Source organism: Methylocystis heyeri (genome assembly GCF_004802635.2).
Taxonomy (GTDB): Bacteria; Pseudomonadota; Alphaproteobacteria; order Rhizobiales; family Beijerinckiaceae; genus Methylocystis; species Methylocystis heyeri.
In genome coordinates, this window is sequence record NZ_CP046052.1 from 200,165 (window position 1) to 218,902 (window position 18,738).

At 63.9% G+C, this 18,738-nt stretch carries 18 protein-coding genes; 17 read left to right on the top strand and 1 reads right to left on the bottom strand.

The window, feature by feature from the left end:
* Positions 1–262 precede the first annotated feature (262 nt).
* Positions 263–1,897 (top strand): alpha-keto acid decarboxylase family protein, encoded by a 1,635-nt coding sequence (locus tag H2LOC_RS00815; protein WP_136494661.1) that lies wholly within the window; start codon positions 263–265, stop codon positions 1,895–1,897.
* 311 nt (positions 1,898–2,208) lie between these two features.
* Here the strand turns inward: H2LOC_RS00815 and H2LOC_RS00820 are convergent, their stop codons facing one another.
* Positions 2,209–2,649 (bottom strand): hypothetical protein, encoded by a 441-nt coding sequence (locus tag H2LOC_RS00820; RefSeq protein WP_136494662.1) that lies wholly within the window; start codon positions 2,647–2,649, stop codon positions 2,209–2,211.
* A gap of 455 nt (positions 2,650–3,104) precedes the next feature.
* Between H2LOC_RS00820 and H2LOC_RS00825 the strand changes: the two genes are divergently transcribed.
* The 16 genes from H2LOC_RS00825 (at position 3,105) to H2LOC_RS00900 (ending at position 18,736) form a co-directional block, all read left to right on the top strand.
* Complete coding sequence (locus tag H2LOC_RS00825; protein WP_136494663.1) at positions 3,105–3,542, top strand: thioredoxin domain-containing protein; 438 nt, start codon at positions 3,105–3,107, stop codon at positions 3,540–3,542.
* A gap of 4 nt (positions 3,543–3,546) precedes the next feature.
* Positions 3,547–4,401, top strand: a complete 855-nt coding sequence (locus tag H2LOC_RS00830) for a hydrogenase expression/formation protein (RefSeq protein WP_136494664.1) — start codon at positions 3,547–3,549, stop codon at positions 4,399–4,401.
* Entirely contained in the window at positions 4,398–4,616 is a 219-nt protein-coding gene (locus H2LOC_RS00835) for a rubredoxin (RefSeq protein WP_136494665.1), read from the top strand. Before H2LOC_RS00830 ends, H2LOC_RS00835 begins: the two co-directional genes overlap by 4 nt.
* Positions 4,600–5,100 (top strand): [NiFe]-hydrogenase assembly chaperone HybE, encoded by a 501-nt coding sequence (hybE, locus tag H2LOC_RS00840; RefSeq protein WP_136494666.1) that lies wholly within the window; start codon positions 4,600–4,602, stop codon positions 5,098–5,100. The genes H2LOC_RS00835 and hybE overlap by 17 nt, the downstream gene beginning before the upstream one ends.
* Complete coding sequence (locus tag H2LOC_RS00845) at positions 5,097–6,179, top strand: nickel-dependent hydrogenase large subunit (RefSeq protein WP_136494667.1); 1,083 nt, start codon at positions 5,097–5,099, stop codon at positions 6,177–6,179. The genes hybE and H2LOC_RS00845 overlap by 4 nt, the downstream gene beginning before the upstream one ends.
* Complete coding sequence (gene hypA, locus H2LOC_RS00850; RefSeq protein ID WP_136494668.1) at positions 6,172–6,513, top strand: hydrogenase maturation nickel metallochaperone HypA; 342 nt, start codon at positions 6,172–6,174, stop codon at positions 6,511–6,513. The genes H2LOC_RS00845 and hypA overlap by 8 nt, the downstream gene beginning before the upstream one ends.
* Positions 6,513–7,430 carry a hydrogenase nickel incorporation protein HypB gene (gene hypB / locus H2LOC_RS00855; protein ID WP_136494669.1) on the top strand — a complete coding sequence of 306 codons (918 nt, stop codon included), beginning with the start codon at positions 6,513–6,515 and terminating at the stop codon, positions 7,428–7,430. The genes hypA and hypB overlap by 1 nt, the downstream gene beginning before the upstream one ends.
* 6 nt (positions 7,431–7,436) lie before the next feature.
* Positions 7,437–9,722, top strand: a complete 2,286-nt coding sequence (gene hypF, locus H2LOC_RS00860) for a carbamoyltransferase HypF (protein ID WP_136494670.1) — start codon at positions 7,437–7,439, stop codon at positions 9,720–9,722.
* Entirely contained in the window at positions 9,713–9,943 is a 231-nt protein-coding gene (locus tag H2LOC_RS00865; RefSeq protein WP_136494671.1) for a HypC/HybG/HupF family hydrogenase formation chaperone, read from the top strand. Before hypF ends, H2LOC_RS00865 begins: the two co-directional genes overlap by 10 nt.
* Positions 9,940–11,085: a hydrogenase formation protein HypD gene (gene hypD, locus H2LOC_RS00870; RefSeq protein WP_136494672.1), complete on the top strand. Its 1,146-nt coding sequence runs from the start codon at positions 9,940–9,942 to the stop codon at positions 11,083–11,085. Before H2LOC_RS00865 ends, hypD begins: the two co-directional genes overlap by 4 nt.
* Complete coding sequence (gene hypE, locus H2LOC_RS00875) at positions 11,082–12,131, top strand: hydrogenase expression/formation protein HypE (RefSeq protein ID WP_154331532.1); 1,050 nt, start codon at positions 11,082–11,084, stop codon at positions 12,129–12,131. The genes hypD and hypE overlap by 4 nt, the downstream gene beginning before the upstream one ends.
* Before the next feature lie 43 nt (positions 12,132–12,174).
* Complete coding sequence (locus H2LOC_RS00880) at positions 12,175–13,620, top strand: sigma-54-dependent transcriptional regulator (RefSeq protein ID WP_136496935.1); 1,446 nt, start codon at positions 12,175–12,177, stop codon at positions 13,618–13,620.
* On the top strand, positions 13,607–14,986 hold the full coding sequence (locus H2LOC_RS00885) for a PAS domain-containing sensor histidine kinase (RefSeq protein WP_246206927.1): 1,380 nt from the start codon (positions 13,607–13,609) through the stop codon (positions 14,984–14,986). The genes H2LOC_RS00880 and H2LOC_RS00885 overlap by 14 nt, the downstream gene beginning before the upstream one ends.
* Complete coding sequence (locus tag H2LOC_RS00890) at positions 14,983–15,990, top strand: NADH-quinone oxidoreductase subunit B family protein (RefSeq protein ID WP_136494673.1); 1,008 nt, start codon at positions 14,983–14,985, stop codon at positions 15,988–15,990. The genes H2LOC_RS00885 and H2LOC_RS00890 overlap by 4 nt, the downstream gene beginning before the upstream one ends.
* Complete coding sequence (locus H2LOC_RS00895; protein ID WP_136494674.1) at positions 15,987–17,438, top strand: nickel-dependent hydrogenase large subunit; 1,452 nt, start codon at positions 15,987–15,989, stop codon at positions 17,436–17,438. The genes H2LOC_RS00890 and H2LOC_RS00895 overlap by 4 nt, the downstream gene beginning before the upstream one ends.
* Before the next feature lie 221 nt (positions 17,439–17,659).
* Positions 17,660–18,736: a hydrogenase small subunit gene (locus H2LOC_RS00900; protein WP_136494675.1), complete on the top strand. Its 1,077-nt coding sequence runs from the start codon at positions 17,660–17,662 to the stop codon at positions 18,734–18,736.
* Positions 18,737–18,738 lie beyond the last annotated feature (2 nt).

Genomic DNA, 18,738 nt, shown 5'->3' on the forward strand with positions numbered 1-18,738 from the left:
GCGCCCGGGGCCTTCGCGGGCGCCTGAGATGCGAGCGAGGCGGGGGCCACAGCAAGGTAAGTATGGCGTCGCGGCGCCGAGTCGAGCGAGCGGCGGTCCGCCCCCGCCCTGAAATTCATCTCCTTTCGCAAGGGGCCGCCGCTACTTGGTCTGCAGGCGGCGTTCGGTCGCATGGTTTTCGGCTTAATATCGACGGCCCGCCGCGGCAGAATGGCTTGCGGCGCCGGTTTTTCAGGCGGGTCAGAATTTGGAGAGGTCTGCTATGACGGAAAGCATCAGCGCATATCTCGTAAGACGGCTCCAGGAAGAAGGGGTCAACCATGTCTTCGGCGTCCCCGGCGATTATTGTCTTACCCTGTTTTCCGAGTTCGAAAGGAGCCCCATTCAGATCATCAACACCTGCGACGAGCAGGGCGCTGGATTCGCCGCCGACGCCTATGCGCGCATCAACGGAATAGGGGCGTGCGTCGTCACTTATTGCGTCGGAGGGCTGAAGGCGGCCAATGCGGCGGCGCAGGCTTACGCCGAGCGCTCGCCTCTGATCATCATCAGCGGCGCGCCCGGTCGTCGCGAGCGGCTGCGCAACCCACTGCTGCACCACAAGGTCAAGGATTTCGACACCCAGATTCGGATTTTTCGGGAGCTCACGGTCGGCACGGCGTCGCTCGACGATCCGCTGAGCGCGGCGGATGAAATCGACCGCATGTTCGCCCTGGCGAAGCGCCACAGCCGCCCGGTGTATATAGAATTGCCACGCGACATGGCGCTCGCCGGCATCGCGCCTGCGACCTCGGGCCCGCTTCCGCCGGATTCGAGCGACGGCGAAGCGCTCGACGCTGCGGTCGAAGAGGCTGTCGCGCGGGTGTCGGAAGCCCGCCGGCCGGTTATTCTCGCCGGCGAGGAGCTTCATCGCTTTCATTTGCAGCAGCCGCTTGCGGCGCTGGTCGAGCGCAGCGGAATTCCGGTCGCGGCCACCATCCTGGGAAAGTCGGTTTTCCCGGAGTGCCATCCCTCCTATCTCGGAGTCTATGGCGGGGCTCTCAGCCTGGAGAGCGTGCAGCGCTATGTCGAGAGCAGCGACTGCCTGCTGCTGCTCGGCGCCATGATGACGGACGTGAACCTGGGCGTCTACACGGCCAGCATCAACAGGCGGACGTCGATCTATTCGGCGAAGGATCGGGTGTCGGTGGGCCTGCACACCTATGACGACGTCCGCATGGAGGACTTCATCGCCGCCCTTTCGAAACACGACTGGGAGAAGCGCCGTTTCGAGCCTTTCGATCATCCAAGGCATCCTGGCCCTTTCGTTCCCGCGGACCGGAAAATGACGGTCGCCGCCTTGTTTCATCACATCAACGCCTTCCTCGATAAGAATATGATCGTCATCGCCGATCCGGGCGACGCCCTGTTCGGAGCCTCCGATCTCTTCATCAGCGACGGCGCCCACTTCCTGGCTCCGGCCTATTACGCTTCGCTCGGCTTCGCCGTTCCCGCCGCGATCGGCGTAAAGGCGGCGGCGCCGAAGCTCAGGCCGCTGGTGCTGGTCGGGGACGGCGCCTTCCAGATGACGGGCATAGAAATATCGACGGCGGCGCGTTTCGGCATGAATCCGATAGTGGTGGTTCTGGACAATGGCGGCTATGGCACCGAGCGTCCGATGCTGGACGGGGCCTTCAACGACATTTCGTCCTGGCGCTACGCGGAGCTTGCGAAAGCAATCCCGGGCGGCCGGGGCTTCGAGGTCGAGACCGAGCGGGAGATGGAGGCGGCGCTGATCGAGGCGCGCTCGAATGTTTCGGGCTGGTCGCTGATCCATGTTGCGCTCGACCGCGACGACCGTTCTTCGGCTCTGAAGCGCTTTACCGCCAAGCTCGGCGAGCGGGCCCGGGGCGGGTAGGCCGAGGAGATTCGGTTCATCTTGCACCAACATGCGGGCCGAGGCCCGCATGTCGGCCCACGGCTATGCCGTTGGACGCTTATATGCGCCTGTGTCAATGGCATGCGACCACAGAAGAAAGGTTCTCGGTCCCACAACGAGCTGGGGATGGCCGCATGTCTTTAAAGGTCGCACTGGAGCGCGCCGTCGCGAAAGTAGACATGGTTTTGCTAAAGGCATGCGCTCCAACTTATGATCTGGAGCGATTTCTTATCGACCGGATGATGCCGCCCGGTCGGAAAACGCTCTAGGCTTCAAAGCGTCGCCACGATTTACTTGATCTGGATTTCGTCCCAGTTGCCGGAGTTGTCGAACACGTGGAAGAAGGCATACGATCCCCTCTGGCATACGTCGATCATCACGGGCTCCATTGAACTCGCCAGGATGCTGTTCACGGCCCAGAGCCAGACGAGTCCTTCCACCGTGTAGGCGATGGTGTAGGAAGTCGTGCCATTCCAGTAGTTCTGAAGGTTCCAGCAATGCACCCCATACCAGCCGGGAGACAGGGCGGAGGGGGTTACGTTGAATGGGGCGCCGCTGATCCCGCCGGTATATTTGTAGGAATGGCCTCCTGCTGGAACGTTTTGCAGTAGCGCAGCGAGTTCCTTCGACCCCGGCAAAGTGTTTGGCGCTACCTCGGCGCTTGCCAGGGTGGAGGAAAACGCGAGCGGGAGAATTGCCAGCATGGCTTTCGTGATATGCCTCTGATTCATTTCTAACTCCCTCTGTTATTCCCAACGATAACGCTGGGTCTATTAGAAATGCAGGCAAATAAGCTGCTATCATGTTATCTTGTTATCTCCAAGGTGTTAAAAAACAACACGATTACAATGCATAGTAAGTGTCGGAGATTATTTAGTGTTTCGCTTTGCAGTAGGAGTTATTTATTTTCTCTGACAGTGCCAGCGAAATCATAGCTGCTAATCTATATGTGTGCTTATAAGATTTGCGGGTGGGGTTATGTTCAGGAGGCGAGGCGACGCCATGTAGTAAGATTGTTTCCTGTTGTGGTTAGTGTATTTCCAGTTGGCCGCCCGCTTCGGCTCGGTCGGCCGTCTGAATTTTCTCCTGTTCTAGGCGCCGAAGCACATTATGCTGCGTCTTATGGCTTGGCGCCCCGCTTGCTGCCGGGCGCCCAACGACAAAAGAGACATTGGGGGAGCCAAGGATGTCGCCGCTTTTGCGCCGGTTGACCGAAAGGCTGGCGCTGCCGGTCGTCGACGAGTCTTCGCTGGACGATTTTCTCGACGCTGCGGCGGGAGAAGGGCTGCACGCTCTTCTGTTGCTTTCCGGCGACGGCGCCCAGCGCGCCGAGACAGCCGACGTGCTGGTGATTTTTCCCGAGCTGCTGGCGCATTTTTCCTCCAGCCTGCGCGGCGCCCTGGTCGCGCCGGAGGCGGAGGAAAAGCTTCGCTCGCGGCTGTTCGCCTTTGCCTCGCCCAGCCTCGTGGCGATGCGGGGGCGCGAGCCTCTCGGGGTGTTTCCCAAGGTTTACGACTGGGCGGATTACATCGGAAAAATCGAACGCCTGCTCGACCCGTCGACGCCTGCGCTGACCGGCGCGAGGCGACCGCAAACCGAAATCACCTTCAGCCGCGGAGCCTGAAACCATGAAAGCGGGATTTTGGGTGGCGCCCGAGGGCGAAGACGCCGCCGTGACGCTCATGCCGATCGGCGTCGGGGACGATTTTTCAGCCCGCAAGGCCGGAGCGAGCGCCCTGGCCCATGCCGAGTCGGAGCAGTTGATCCGGCGCTGCGCGAGGGTCGGCGCCTTGCTGCCACAGCTGTCGGCCGCGCTTGCGGGCCAGAAAGCCGATCAGCCGGGCCAATTGTTCGATGTGACCGACTACAACGAGGAGGAACGCGAGCTGCTGACGCAAGCGCTCGGAGCGGGCGAGGTGAGCGGCGTCGTCTCCCTGCCCGACGGCGTGACGGCTCAGATCGTGGAAGCGACGATGGCGGGCCTCTGGAGGGTGCGCTTCACCGGCGGCGACGACAAGCTTGTCGGCGATTATCTCGAAATTGCAGCTATTCCGGAGGTGGTGAGGCGCGCCGCGGTCGTCAACGCCTATGACGTCGCCTTCGGCGAGGCGCCGGCCGGCGCGATGAACGTAATGCCGCTTCTCGCGGAGATACGGGAACGGGTCGCAAATTTCAGCGAAGGCGACCCTTCCCATGCCGTCAACTTCTCGCTTTTTCCCATGACGCCCGAAGACATGTCCTTTCTCCAGGACTCTCTCGGCGGGGGGCCGGTCAATCTCGTCTCTCGCGGTTACGGCAAGTGTCGCGTTCATGCGACGGCGACGCGGCATGTCTGGTCCGTCCAATATTTCAACGCGATGGACGAGATCATTCTCGACACGCTCGAAATCGGCGGCGTTCCCGTGGTCGCCCTTGCTGCTGACGAGGATTTCCTCGATTCCAGCGAAAGGCTGAGCGAAATCCACGAGGCCTATTTCAAATGAGCTTCGAAAACTTCGACGCTCCCGCCGATCTCCCCGATGACGCCAAAATGGAATGCGGCGTATGCTGGCAGGTCTATGATCCCGCTGCCGGCGACGATGTCTGGCAGATCCCGCCCGGCACGCCCTTTTCGGCCTTGCCCGAGGATTGGCGTTGCCCATGCTGCGACGCGCCGCGCTCGAAATTCCTGAGGCTGGGCGATGACAAAAGCGTCTGATTTCGAAAGTGCGGTTTGCGGCGCCGGGGAACGTCTCGCGAATTACTATCGGACTGCAAGCGACCGCATGAGGGAGTTGCCGGTTTTCAACTCGCGGCTGGATGTCGAGGCGGTGGGCTTTCGGCCGTTCGGCGAATATGCGTGCGGTGTTCTGGTTGCGCCCTGGTTCATGAATCTGACGATCTGCGGCGCCGGACGGGGCGCGCTTCCCCCGGTCTCCTCCGGCGAGGCGGCGCAATGGCGTTTTCCCGCCGGCTCGGCGAGCTTTGTTGCGGCGGATATCGAAGGATTCGGCCTGGTTCATAATTGTTCGCTGTTCTCTCCGATGGATGAATTCGCCGATCAGGCCGCCGCCCGCGCGACCGCGACGGCGGTTCTCGACGCCTTGTTCGAGGAAGCGCGGGTCCCGACGCCCGAAGCCTCGGGGCTCGATCGTCGGGCCATGCTGTTTGGGACGCGGCGGGATGCGAGGCCGTCGCCGTGACGGCGCCGCTGTCGGTCGGAACCGCTATCGGCATCGAGGCGGAGCTGCTGGACGGCGGCCGCATTCGAGCGAATATTACGCCGCGCAAAACATTGGGCGCTTCGCGCCTGCTCGAGGGCGTTGCGGCAAGCGCCGCGCCGCGCCTGATCGAAACGCTGTTCACATTATGCGCGGCCTCCCAGCGCATCGCCTGCGAGGCCGCCCTGGCCGCCGCGCAATCGCTGACGATAAACGACGCCGTACGGCGGCGGTGGGCGCGCGCGATCGACGCCGAGCGCGTCGCTGAACTGTTGCGCGCCAGCGTCATGGACTGGCCCGGCGCGGCGGACCGCCGCGCCTGCGGCTTACCGTTGCGCGAGGCGCTGAAGGCGGCTCGAAGCGCTTGCGCAGAGAGTTGTGACGAGGCCGCGATCCATGCCGCGCTCCGGCAATCGGCGCTCGCGCTCGGGGCGCCGCTGTGCGCCGATAGGCCGCCCGAGGGGTGGTTCGCTCTCCTTTGGCGCGACGTTGCGAGCCTCGCGGAGCCGGCGCCTTTTCCCGCAGAGGTGGATTTTCTGGCTGGCGGCGACGCCGAAAGGGTGCATCTCGCCTTGCGCAAGGGAGGCTCGGAATTCGTCAGCCGTCCTCATTTGCCCGGACGTGCTCCCGAAACCGGCGTGTTTGCGCGGCGTTTCGATCTGCTTCGCCGTGACGGCGATCTGCTCGCCGCAAGGCTTCAGGCTCGGCTGATCGACATCGCCCAGGCGCTGGAGGCCTTGAACGAGCCCGAGGGGCGCGGCTCCGGGGTGGGCGTCGTCGCGATCAGATCCGAGGGGCCGGGCGAGGGTTTCGCCATGGTGGATTCTCCCCGCGGATTCCTGTGCCATCGCGTCGAGCTCGATTCTTATGGCGCAATAAAGAATTATGATATCCTTGCGCCCACGGAATGGAATTTTCACCCGTCGGGCCCTTTTTCCGCCGCGCTCGCGGGCGCGAGATTCGGCCAGAGCGAACTCCACTGGCTCATCGGCGTCCACGCGGCCCTGTTCGACCCCTGCGCGCCATGCGCGATCCAAATTCGCGAGGCGCGTCATGCATGAGATGTCGCTGATGGAAGCCCTGGTCGATCTCGCGGAGGAAGAGGCGCGAAAGGCCGACGCCAGCCGGATTTCCGTGGTGCGTCTCGCCGTGGGCGCGCTCAGCCACGTCGATCCGGAGTCCTTGCGCTTTTGCTTCGATGCGGTCGCGCGCGGTTCGATGTGCGAAGGCGCGCAGTTCGATCTCGTCGCCGTTCCCGGCGCCGGCTGGTGCCTCGATTGCGGCAAGGAAGTCGCCATTGGCGAACGCTTCGGGCCCTGTCCGGATTGCAACGGGTTCCACGTCCAAATGACGCGCGGCGACGATTTTCGCCTGCTTGAACTGGAGGTCGTCTGATGTGCACTGTCTGCGGATGCGGAACCGGCACGGTCGAAAGCGCCGGCGCGGCCGAAAAGAAAGCCGCCCATGAGCATGGCCATCACCACGGCCACGGGCCGCACGACCATGGCCACAGCCATGATCACGGCCACGCCCATACGCATCATCATCATCCGCACGATCACGATCATTCGCATCACGACCATGATGGCGAAGCGATTGATTACGGAGCAGGGCTCGCCGGCGTCCACGCGCCCGGCCTCAGCCAGGAGCGCATCGTCCGCATAGAGCGCGACATCCTTTCCAAGAACGACGCCTATGCGCGGGAGAACCGTCACCGCCTGTCGACCAACGGCAATTTCGCGCTCAATTTCGTCTCCAGCCCCGGCGCGGGAAAGACCAGCCTGCTCGTGCGGGCTATCGAGGATCTGAAGGCCGGCCATGGGATCGTTGTGATCGAGGGCGATCAGCAAACCTCGAACGACGCGGAGCGTATCCGCGCGACCGGCGCGCGCGCCCTGCAAATCAATACCGGCAAGGGCTGCCACCTCGACGCACATATGGTCGGGCATGCGCTCGATGCGCTCGCGCCGGAGAAGAACGCGCTGGTCTTCATCGAGAATGTCGGCAACCTCGTGTGTCCCTCGGCTTTCGACCTCGGCGAGGCGCATAAGGTCGTGGTGCTGTCGGTGACGGAGGGCGAGGACAAGCCGCTCAAATATCCCGACATGTTCGCGGCGGCGGACCTCATGCTGCTCAACAAATCCGACCTCCTGCCCCATCTCGATTTCGACTGCGGCGCCTGCATGGCCGCTGCGCTGAGGGTCAATCCCAATCTGCAGATATTGACGGTCTCGGCGCGCACCGGAGAAGGGCTGCAGGCGTTCTACGCCTGGATCGAGACGCGGGCGGCGCGCATAGCGGTTCCGGAATAGGCGAAGATGGGCCGCGTCGTGGCAGTCCCTTCGCAGGCGTCGCAGCGGCTTCGCGTGCGGGTGCGCGGGGCGGTGCAGGGCGTGGGATTCAGGCCCTTCGTCTACGGCCTGGCTACGCGGATGGATTTGAGCGGCTTCGTCAGGAACGACGCGTCCGGGGTCCTGCTCGAAGCGCAGGGCGGCGACGTTCAGCGCTTTCTCGAACGGCTTTCTCGCGATGCGCCGCCTCTGGCGCGGATAGACGCGATCGAGGTCGAGGAATTGCCGCTCGGCGAGGATTTCGGTTTTCTCATTCTCGAATCTGTCGCCGGAAAGAGCCAAACCCGGATTACGCCAGACGCGGCCGTCTGCCGAAGTTGCCTCGACGAGCTGTTCGATCCCGCCAGTCGGTTTTACCTGTATCCTTTCGTCACCTGCACCCATTGCGGGCCGCGCTACGCCCTGAGCCGGCGCCTGCCTTATGATCGCGCGCAGACTTCCATGGCCCCCTTCGCGATGTGCCCGGAGTGCGCGCGCGATTATCGCGACCCGCGCAATCGGCGCTTTCACGCCGAGCCAATCGCCTGCCCGACCTGTGGCCCGCGGCTCTCGCATGCGCCGAAAGAAATCGCCGCAGCCTTGATCTCGGGCTTGATCGTTGCGGTGAAGGGCGTCGGCGGTTTCCATCTGATGTGCGACGCGCGCAACGCCGGCGCGGTGGAGGAATTGCGTCGGCGCAAGCAACGCGACGCCAAACCGTTCGCCGTCATGGTCGCCAATCCGGCTTCTGTCGGGAAGGCAGCGCGCGCTGCGCCGCAGGAGCTCGACCTGCTCCAGAGCGTGACGCGCCCGATCGTGCTGATGGAAAGCGCGGGCGCGCTGCCTCGTGCGGTCGCGCCGGGGCTTGGGCGCATCGGCGTCATGCTCCCTTACACGCCTCTGCATCATCTGATTTTTCACGAGGCGGCGGGAGCGCCGAAGGACCAGGCCTGGAGGGACAGTCCGCAGGAGCTGATCCTGGTGGCGACGAGCGCGAATCTCGGCGGCGATCCCTTGGTGAAGGACAACGACGAAGCGCAGGCGCAGCTCGCCTCCATCGCCGACCTGATCGTCACCCATGACCGAGAGATCGTGACACGGGTCGACGACTCGGTTTTGAGCTTGGTCGGCGGCGCGCCTGCGTTCCTGCGCCGCGCCAGGGGCTTCGCGCCCGAGCCGATCGAGCTCGCCTCGGACGGACCTTGCGTCATCGCCGCCGGCGCGCATCTCAAGGCGACCCTGACCGTCACGCGCGGGCGCGAGGCTTTCGTATCGCAGCATATCGGCGATCTCTCGGGCGCCGCGACGACCCGCTTTTACCGCGAAACAGCGGCAAAACTGCTCGATCTGCTGGACGTTGCGCCCGAATATGTGGCCTGCGACCTTCATCCCGATTATTATTCGACCCGCTGGGCGGAAGGGCAGGGCGCGCCGCTCATTCGCGTGCAGCACCACTGCGCCCATCTCGCCGGCGTGCTGGCGGAACACCGCATCGAGGGGCCGGCGCTCGGCCTCGCGCTCGACGGGCATGGTTTCGGGGATGCGGGCCAATCGTGGGGAGGCGAACTGATGCGCTTTGAGGGCGCAACATGGCGGCGTCTCGGCGGCCTCTCGCCTCTGCCGGCGCCGGGCGGCGACCATGCCGCGCGCGAGCCCTGGCGCATGGGCGTCGGGGCCCTGGCGAAGCTCGGCCGGCTGGACGCGGCGGAGCGGCTTTTCGCCGGGGAGCCGCGCGCAATCGAGATGAAGGGCCTTATCGAGAAAGGCTACGCGCCGCCGGTCACCAGCAGCATGGGGCGGCTTTTCGACGCCGCTGCGGCGCTGCTCGGCTTTTCATCCGGTCAGCGTTACGAGGCCCAGGCCGCAATGGAGATGGAGGCGTTGGCCGCCGTCCCCTGCGCGATGGAAGGCGGATTTGAAATGACCGAGGTCGAACTCGATTTCGGACCGCTTCTCGCCGCGCTCGCCGATCGGAAGTTTACGCCGCAGGAAGGGAGCGAGCTTTTCCACGGGACCATCGTCGAAGGCTGCGCCGCCTTCATCCTGCGGGCGGCCGAGGCGCAAAGGCTCGATATTGTGGCGCTCGGCGGCGGTTGCCTGATGAACCGAATTCTCGCCGAAGGGTTGACCCGGCGGCTGCAGGCTGCGGGTTTGCGGGTTTTGCTGGCGCGCCGGCTGCCTCCCAACGACGGCGGAATTTCCTTCGGTCAGGCCGTTGTCGCGCGCAGCTTCGTTCAATCACGCACAGCCGAGGAACTTGCCTTATGTGTCTAGCGATCCCTGCAAAGGTGACCGAGCTTCTCGGAGACGATATGGCCCGCATCGATATGGACGGCGTATCGAAAGTGATCAATGTTGCGCTGGTCGAAGATTTGAGCCTGGGCGATTTCGTGGTGGTTCACGTCGGCTACGCTCTTTCCAGGATCGACCCGGAAGAAGCGGAGCTGACGCTGTCCCTGTTGCGCGAGGCCGCACTGGTAGGGAACGCCTCATGAAATATGTGGACGAATACCGCGATCCGGCCCTCGCAAAGGGGCTCGCCGCCGCGATCGCGGCCGAGGCGGAAGCGGGCAGGACATACCGTTTCATGGAGTTTTGCGGCGGTCACACCCACGCCATTTCCCGTTATGGGGTCGAGGACATGCTCCCGGCCAATGTGAGGATGATCCACGGTCCAGGATGCCCCGTTTGCGTTCTCCCCGTGGGCCGCATCGACGACGCCATCAGGCTTGCCGCGAGGCCTGACGTGACGCTCTGCACCTACGCCGACCTGATGCGCGTGCCGGCCTCCAACGGGGCCAGCCTGCTCAAGGCGAGAGCCGCCGGCGCCGACATTCGCATGGTCTATTCGACGCTGGACGCGCTGCGCATCGCCCGCAGCGAGCCCCGGCGGGAGGTGGTGTTCTTCGCCATCGGCTTCGAAACCACTACGCCGCCCACCGCTCTCGCCGTCAGGCAGGCGAAAGCCGAGGGCTGCGCCAATTTCAGCGTCTTCTGCAATCACGTGCTGACGCCTGTCGCCATGCGCGCCATTCTGGCGGGAGAAGAAGAGGGCGTTCCGCCGCTCGACGGGATTGTGGGGCCTGCGCATGTGAGCACGGTGATCGGCTCCAGGCCCTATGAGTTCGTGGCGACGGAATATCATAAGCCGGTGGTGATCTCGGGCTTCGAGCCGCTCGATGTGATGCAGTCGATCCTGATGCTGGTGCACCAGCTCAATCAGAACCGCTGCGAAATCGAAAACCAATACGCCCGCGCGGTCGTGCCGCAAGGCAACGCAAGAGCGCTGGAAGCGATCGCCGAGGTTTTCGAACTGCGCGACAGTTTCGAGTGGCGCGGCCTCGGCGCGGTAGCAAAAAGCGCCTTGCGGCTGAGGGACGCCTTCGCCGCTTTCGACGCCGAGCGGCGCTTCGAAATAGAGACCAAAGCGGCGGCCGACAACCCCGCCTGTGAGTGCGGCGCCATTCTGCGCGGCGCCAAGCGTCCCATGGACTGCAAGCTGTTCGGAACTCTCTGCACGCCAGAAACGCCGATGGGGTCCTGCATGGTGTCGTCGGAAGGCTCTTGCGCTGCGCATTACGCCTATGGGCGGTTCAGGGACCGCGCGCGGACTCAAAAAGAGGGCGTATTACAGTGAATCGCGCAAAACCCATTCGCCGAAAGCTCGATATCAAAAACGGAAGAGTGGAGCTTTCCCACGGCTCGGGCGGGCGCGCCATGGCCCAGCTCATCAATGATATTTTTCACGCCGCCTTCGACAACGACTGGCTGCGCAGCAACAACGATCAGGCTTCGCTCGACGCATTGCCGGGCCGGCTCGTGATGACCACGGACGGCTATGTGGTTTCGCCGCTGTTTTTCCCGGGAGGGGACATCGGTTCTCTATCCGTCCACGGCACCATCAACGACATTGCGATGGGCGGCGCGACGCCCAAATATCTTTCCGCGAGCTTCATCATCGAGGAAGGCTTTCCCTTTGCGGACCTCGAGCGCATCGCGCAAAGCATGGGCGAAGCCTCGCGCGCCGCTGGCGTTCCCATCGTCACCGGCGACACCAAAGTGGTCGAGCGCGGCAAGGCCGACGGGGTTTTCATTTCCACTGCGGGAGTAGGCGTGCTCCCCGAAGAAATTTCGCTTTCGAGCGACAAGGCACGGCCGGGCGACGCGGTGCTGGTCTCTGGCTCCATGGGCGATCACGGCGTCGCCATCATGTCGCGCCGGGAGAATCTTCAGTTCGACGTGGAGATCCTTTCCGACTCCGCGCCGCTGCACGGCCTCGTCGCCGATATGATCGCCGCGGCGGGAGGCTCCTTGAGGGTCATGCGCGATCCGACGCGGGGCGGTCTCGCCGCCGCGCTCAACGAGATCGCGCTTCAGTCGGATGTCGGCTTTGCGATCGAGGAGGCTCTCATTCCGGTAAAGCCTCAGGTCGCTGCGGCCTGCGAATTTCTGGGGCTCGATCCGCTCTATGTCGCCAATGAGGGCAAGCTGGTCGCAATCTGCGAAGCGCAGGCCGCGGAAACGCTGCTCGCGGCCATGCGCGCCCATCCTCTGGGAAAAAACGCGTCGATGATCGGGCATGTGGTCGAGGATGAAAACAATTTCGTCGAGATGAAAACCGGCTTTGGCGGCGGGCGCATCGTCGATTGGCTTTCGGGAGAGCAACTCCCGAGGATTTGCTGAAGCCATGCGCAGCGAAGCGAACGCTTTTCGGTCCGATGACGTCGTGAGCGTTTCCGCGACCGTTCTCGTCATAGACGACGAGCTTCGCTCGCGCGAGACCTTGCAGCGCGTGCTGTGCGACGAATTCGACGTCATCTGCGTCGCCAGCGCCAAAGAGGCCGAAGGCGTGCTCCAGGGCGAACTGGTCCAGGTCATCCTGTGCGATCACAGAATGGCCGGCGAGAGCGGCGTCGATTTTCTGAAGCGCGCGCGCATGACCTGGCCCGATTCCATCCGCATGATCATCTCCGGCTATGCGGATTCGGAGGATATCATCGCCGGCGTCAACGAAGCCGGCATATATCAATACATCACCAAGCCCTGGCAGCCGGAAAAGCTGATTTCGAGCGTGCGCGCGGCGGCGCAGCTCTACCGCTATCAAAAAGAGGTCGGGGGCGCAGGAGCGGAAAACAAGCCCGCCTCCGAGGTGCTCGCCGAGAAAATCGAGACGCGCCGGCGCAAGGAGCAGCGGCTCTTCGAATTCGGCCGCATCATCCACCGTCCCGACAGTCCCGTCGCCTCTGTCGTCGCGCTGGCGCGCAGGGCGACGGAATATGACATTTCGGTGCTTATCACCGGCGCCTCCGGCACCGGCAAAGAGCTTCTGGCGCGCGCGATACATTATGGTTCGGAGCGCGCGGGCAGGCCTTTCGTGGTGCAGAACTGCGGGGCGCTGCCGGACGAACTGCTCGAAAGCGAGCTGTTCGGCTGCAAGAAGGGCGCTTACACCGGCGCCTATCAGGATCGCATCGGCCTCTTCGAACTCGCCAACGGAGGCTCGATCTTTCTCGACGAGATCGGCGAGACTTCGGCCGCCTTCCAGGTGCGCCTGCTGCGCGTGCTGCAGGAGGGCGAGATCCGCCCGCTCGGCGCCCTCAGATCGCGGAAAGTCAATGTTCGCCTGATCGCCGCAACCAACCGCAGCCTGGAGGAGGAAGTCGCCGCAGGGCGTTTCCGCGGCGATCTCTATTACCGCGTCGCCGCCTTTCCCATTCATCTGCCGCCGCTGTGCGAGCGGCCGCGCGACATAGAATTGATCGCGAACTGCATTCTTGTCGAGGTCAACCGCAACTTCAGGCGCAATATCAAAGGTTTTTCACGGGAGGCGATCGACGGGCTGCTCAAATATGACTGGCCGGGAAACGTGCGGGAACTGCACAATGAAATCCAGCGCATGGTGGCGCTTTCCGACACCGACGAGCCTTTGCCGGCGAGGCTGCTGTCCGCTCGCGTCCTGGCGCCCCGGCGCCCGGTCCAGAACGTCACCGCAGGAAACACGCTGAAGGCGCGGGTGGAGGCGCTGGAGCGCGAGATGATCGAAGACGCGTTGCGACGGTTCGAGGGCAACATCAGCCGCGCCGCAGAGGAGTTGGGGCTGTCCCGCGTCGGGCTGCGCAACAAGATCGAGCGCTACAAGATCGAGCGGGATCTACGCGATGATGACGAATAGGAGTTCGAGACCCGGCAATATGCTCGAGCTTCTTTCCGGGAGCCTCGGGCTCCCCGACGACGCGCAGACCGAGAACATATGGCCGGAGGTCGTTCGCAAGGTCGACGAAGTCTATTCCGATCTCATTCGTTACGAAGCCGACCTCGAATCCAAGAACGCCGAGCTCGAAGAAGCGCAGCAGTTCATTTCCAGCGTGATCGCCTGCGTCTCGGACATTCTGGTGGTTTCCGATGAAAAAGGCCTGATCGTCCAGGTCAACCCCGCGTTCCAGCGTTTGATCGGCCTCGACGAAGACAGTCTGCGCGGGGCGTCGCTGGCGGATTACATCCTTGCCGAGGACCGCTCCGTTTTGCGCAGGATCGCCCACGGCGGCGAAGGAAACGTGACCGAATGCGAGCTGCGCTTTCTTTGCGTCGACGGCGTGGCCAGACTGATGGCGGTGAATTGCTCGGCCCGTTTCGACCATGCCGGCCGCCGGGTCGGAGCGGTGCTGACCGGCCGGCCGATAGGCGAACTGAGGCGCGCATATGAAGCGCTGCACAATGCGCACATCGAATTGCAGCAGGCCCAGCGCACCCTCATCGAACAGGAGAAGATGGCGAGCATAGGGCGTCTCGTCGCCGGCGTCGCCCATGAGCTGAACAACCCGATCAGCTTCATTTACGGCAATGTGCATGCGCTGGAGAAATACCGGCGTTCGCTTTCGGATTATTTTGCGCAGACCGGAGAGAAAACCCGCCAAAGCGAGGCTTGGCGGGCGCACCGGATCGACGCCATTCTGGCCGATCTGCCATCGCTGACGGAAGGAATGATGGAGGGGGCGGTCCGCATCAGCGAGATCGTCAGAAACCTGCGGCGCCTCTCGTTCAGCCGCCCGGCCGAGATCCAGCGGATCGATCTCGAGCGCATGGCCCGCACGGCGGCGAACTGGGCCTCGCGCAGCAAGCACAGGCGCGCCGATATCCTGTTCGATTGCGAGCCCGGCGTCGTCGCCGAAGCGCATGAAGGGCAGATGCATCAGGTTCTGGTCAATCTGATCGTCAATGCGTTCGACGCCGCCGAGAGCGTCGCCGAGCCGAGGATACGCGTCGCGATCCGGAATTTGGGCGGCGAGGCGGAGATCGTCGTGGAAGACAACGGGCACGGCTTCGCCGAAGGCGTCGCAGACAAGATTTTCGAGCCCTTTTTCACGACGAAAAGCGTAGGCGAGGGAACGGGACTCGGGCTCTGGGTCAGCTATTCGATCATAAAGGAACACGGCGGGTCCATCGTCGCCGCCAATCGCGCCGGCGGCGGAGCCGTGCTCACGGTGCGCCTGCCGATCGACGGCGCCCGCACGCCGGGCGGAGCCCAGGAGCGGATATGAGCCCGAACCCTTTCAACATCCTCTGGCTCCAGGCCGGCAGTTGCGGCGGTTGCACCATGTCGACCCTGGAATATGGCGAAAAGGGCTGGTTCCGCGAACTCGAATCCGCCGGTTTCCGGCTGCTTTGGCATCCGAGCGTCAGCGAAGAGACCGGCGAAGAGGCGCGGCTCGCGCTGGAGCGGATCGAAAGCGGAGAGACGCCGCTTCACGCGCTGTGCATCGAGGGCGCGGTGCTGCGCGGGCCGGACGGGACGGGGCTTTTCAACCGCCTCGCGGGGACCGGCCGCTCGATGCTCGACTGGACGCAGAGCCTCGCCGCCAGGGCGGATTACTGCGTCGCGATCGGTTCCTGCGCCGCCTTCGGAGGCATGGCCGCCGCCGATCCCGATCCCACCGACGCGGCGGGCCTGCAGTTTCGTGAAAGCGACGCGGGGGGCGCTCTCGGCGCGGATTATCGTTCGCGCCTCGGTCTGCCGGTCGTCAACATCGCCGGCTGCGCGCCTCACTCGGGCTGGATAATGGAGACGCTCTCGGCGCTCGCGCTCGGGGCGCTCGCGGCCGACGATCTCGATGCGCTGGGGAGGCCGAAATTCATTTTCGGCCACCTCGCGCATCATGGCTGCAGCCGCAACGAATTTTATGAATTCAAGGCCAGCGCCGAAGAACCTTCCCAGCGCGGCTGCCTGATGGAGCATCTGGGCTGCAAGGCGACGCAGGCGGCGGGCGACTGCAACCAGCGCGGCTGGAGCGGTTCCGGCTCCTGCACCAGGGGCGGCTACGCCTGCATCGCCTGCACCTCGCCCAATTTCGAGGATATTCGCGATTTCCACAATACGCCCAAGATCGGCGGCGTTCCGGTCGGGCTTCCCGCCGACATGCCGAAAGCGTGGTTCATGGTTCTGGCGGCGCTGTCTAAATCGGCCACCCCGCCGCGCGTGCGCGAAAATGCGACGGCCGATCACATCGTCGCAATGCCGCGCTCTGAAAGAAAGCCGGTAGAATGAGCCGTCTTCTCGTCGGCCCGTTCAACCGCGTCGAGGGCGATCTCGAATTGTCGCTCGACATCCAGGACGACGCCGTTGTCGCGGCCAGGGTTGCAACGACGCTTTATCGCGGATTCGAACAGATCCTGCCGGGCCGCCCCGCCATGGACGCGCTCGCCGTCGCGCCTCGCATATGCGGCATCTGTTCGGTGTCGCAATCGATGGCCGCAGCGGCGGCGCTGCGCGCGCTGCATCAGGCGGAGCCCGCGCATAATGGCGTGGTCGCGGCCAATCTAGCCCATGCCGCCGAGAACCTCGCCGATCATCTGACGCATTTCTATATTTTCTTCATGCCGGACTTCGCTCGCGCACAATATGCGCCGGCGGGTTGGCATGGGGCGGCGGAGCGCCGCTTCAAGGCGGTAGAAGGTTCGGCCGCAAACGAAGTTCTGCCGGCGCGTCGGCGTCTCCTCGAAATCATGGGCCTGCTCGCCGGCAAATGGCCCCATAGTCTGGCCTTTCAGCCGGGCGGAACCACATGCAGCGTCGATCTCGGCCAGAAGATCCGGCTCATAGCCATACTGCGCGACTTTCGCCGCTTTCTGGAGGAAGTCTTCTTCGCGGCGCCCCTCGAATCGGTTTTGGAAATGGGAACGGTCGAGGATCTGGACAGCTACGCCGAAGGGCCTGGGGCGGGCGGCGATTTCGCCGCTTTCTGGCGCATTGCGCGCGCTCTCGATCTCGAGAATCTGGGGCGCGCCGCCAATGTGCTGATGAGCTATGGCGCCTATCGCGGGGCGCAGGGTTCTCTGCTTGGCGCAGGCCTGTTCGATCCCGTCTCGGGGTCGCCCGAGCCGTTTGATCCCGCCGCGATCCGCGAAGATGTTTCGCACGCTTTCATGCGTGAGGGCCCCGAGGATCCCATGCTCGCGAGAACGGAGCCCGATATCGCGAAGGCGGAGGCCTATTCCTTCGCCAAGGCGCCGCGCCTCGGGGGGCGTCCGGCCGAGGTCGGGGCGATCGCCCGCCTCGCCGTCCACGGACACGCCTTGACGCGCGTCCTGCTGGCGCGGTCGCAGGGCTCCAATGTCGCCGCGCGCATAGTCGCCCGTTCGATGGAGATTGCGATCGTGACGCGCGCGGCGGAGGAATGGGCGAGGTCCCTGTCCCTCGATCAGCCCTTTTGCGCCTCGGCTCCGCTGCGCGACGAAGGGCAGGGCGTGGGGCTCATCGAAGCGGCGCGCGGATCGCTCGGCCACTGGATGAGCGTTTCCCGGAGCAAGATCCGCCGCTATCAGATCATCGCGCCCACGGGCTGGAATTTCTCGCCCCGGGATGAGCAGGGGGTTCCCGGGCCCCTGGAGCAGGCTCTCGAGGGCGCCCCGCTCCAGGGGTTCGGCGCCCGCGCCGCCTCTGTCCAGCATATCGTGAGGTCTTTCGATCCCTGCATGGTCTGTACGGCTCATTGAAACCGGTCGGTGTGGCAACGCTATTTCCACGGCCTGAAAACGACCTAGCCGGGCCGGAGCCGGCCGCAGCCGCGCGGCGCTGGCGAAACAAGTTAATTTTCCTTGGCTTTTCTTAGAATCGGCTGAGCTGGCCCAAGCCTTGCTATTCGAGCCTCAACGATATGAGGCGCGCGGCGCAGACCGCGGCCCGCCGTTGGGGAAGCCATCAGGAGGAGCGGGTAATGGCCGCTGTCGAAACCTTTTACGACGTCATTCGCCGTCAGGGCGTGACGCGTCGGAGCTTTACGAAATTCTGCAGCCTCACGGCCGCCAGTCTGGGTCTCGGCTCCACGGGCGCCGCCCGAATTGCAAATGCGCTGGAGACCAATGAGCGCACGCCGGTCATCTGGATGCATGGGCTGGAATGCACCTGCTGCTCGGAAAGCTTCATCCGCTCGGCGCATCCGCTGGTCAAAGACGTCGTGCTGTCGATGATCTCGCTCGATTACGACGACACCATCATGGCGGCGGCCGGGCATCAGGCCGAAGCCATCCTGGAAGAGACCAAGCAGAAATATAAGGGCAAATACATTCTCGCGGTCGAGGGCAATCCGCCGCTCAACGAAGACGGCATGTTCTGCATCGACGGCGGCAGGCCCTTCGTCGAAAAGCTCAAATGGATGGCCGAGGACGCCATGGCCGTCATCGCCTGGGGCGCTTGCGCGTCCTGGGGCTGCGTGCAGGCGGCCAAGCCCAATCCGACCCGGGCCACGCCGATCGACAAGGTGATTTACGACAAGCCGATCATCAAGGTGCCGGGCTGCCCCCCGATCGCCGAGGTCATGACCGGCGTCGTCACCTATATCACCACTTTCGGCCGCTTGCCGGAACTCGACCGGCAGGGCCGGCCGAAGATGTTCTACTCCCAGCGCATACACGACAAATGCTATCGCCGCCCGCATTTCGACGCCGGCCAGTTCGTCGAGCAATGGGACGACGAGAGCGCGCGCAAGGGCCATTGCCTCTACAAAATGGGCTGCAAGGGCCCGACCACCTATAACGCCTGCTCCACTGTTCGCTGGAACGGCGGCGTATCATTCCCGATCCAGTCGGGTCATGGCTGCATCGGTTGTTCGGAAGAGGGCTTCTGGGACAAGGGGCCGTTCTATGAGCGGCTGACCAATATCCATCAGTTCGGCGTCGAGAAGACCGCAGACGAAATCGGCATGGCCGCCGCGGGCGCCGTCGGCGTCGCGGTCGCGGCCCATGCCGCAGCGACCGCAGTCAAGCGCATCATGTCGAAAGACCAGGATCACTGACA

Excerpts from the sequence above, each read along its gene's own strand:
- H2LOC_RS00815 (WP_136494661.1), top strand. The coding sequence starts at position 263 with ATGACGGAAAGCATCAGCGCATATCTCGTAAGACGGCTCCAGGAAGAA.
- H2LOC_RS00820 (WP_136494662.1), bottom strand. The coding sequence starts at position 2,649 with ATGAATCAGAGGCATATCACGAAAGCCATGCTGGCAATTCTCCCGCTC.
- H2LOC_RS00825 (WP_136494663.1), top strand. The coding sequence starts at position 3,105 with ATGTCGCCGCTTTTGCGCCGGTTGACCGAAAGGCTGGCGCTGCCGGTC.
- H2LOC_RS00830 (WP_136494664.1), top strand. The coding sequence starts at position 3,547 with ATGAAAGCGGGATTTTGGGTGGCGCCCGAGGGCGAAGACGCCGCCGTG.
- H2LOC_RS00835 (WP_136494665.1), top strand. The coding sequence starts at position 4,398 with ATGAGCTTCGAAAACTTCGACGCTCCCGCCGATCTCCCCGATGACGCC.
- hybE (WP_136494666.1), top strand. The coding sequence starts at position 4,600 with ATGACAAAAGCGTCTGATTTCGAAAGTGCGGTTTGCGGCGCCGGGGAA.
- hypA (WP_136494668.1), top strand. The coding sequence starts at position 6,172 with ATGCATGAGATGTCGCTGATGGAAGCCCTGGTCGATCTCGCGGAGGAA.
- hypB (WP_136494669.1), top strand. The coding sequence starts at position 6,513 with ATGTGCACTGTCTGCGGATGCGGAACCGGCACGGTCGAAAGCGCCGGC.
- hypF (WP_136494670.1), top strand. The coding sequence starts at position 7,437 with ATGGGCCGCGTCGTGGCAGTCCCTTCGCAGGCGTCGCAGCGGCTTCGC.
- H2LOC_RS00865 (WP_136494671.1), top strand. The coding sequence starts at position 9,713 with ATGTGTCTAGCGATCCCTGCAAAGGTGACCGAGCTTCTCGGAGACGAT.
- hypD (WP_136494672.1), top strand. The coding sequence starts at position 9,940 with ATGAAATATGTGGACGAATACCGCGATCCGGCCCTCGCAAAGGGGCTC.
- H2LOC_RS00885 (WP_246206927.1), top strand. The coding sequence starts at position 13,607 with ATGATGACGAATAGGAGTTCGAGACCCGGCAATATGCTCGAGCTTCTT.
- H2LOC_RS00890 (WP_136494673.1), top strand. The coding sequence starts at position 14,983 with ATGAGCCCGAACCCTTTCAACATCCTCTGGCTCCAGGCCGGCAGTTGC.
- H2LOC_RS00895 (WP_136494674.1), top strand. The coding sequence starts at position 15,987 with ATGAGCCGTCTTCTCGTCGGCCCGTTCAACCGCGTCGAGGGCGATCTC.
- H2LOC_RS00900 (WP_136494675.1), top strand. The coding sequence starts at position 17,660 with ATGGCCGCTGTCGAAACCTTTTACGACGTCATTCGCCGTCAGGGCGTG.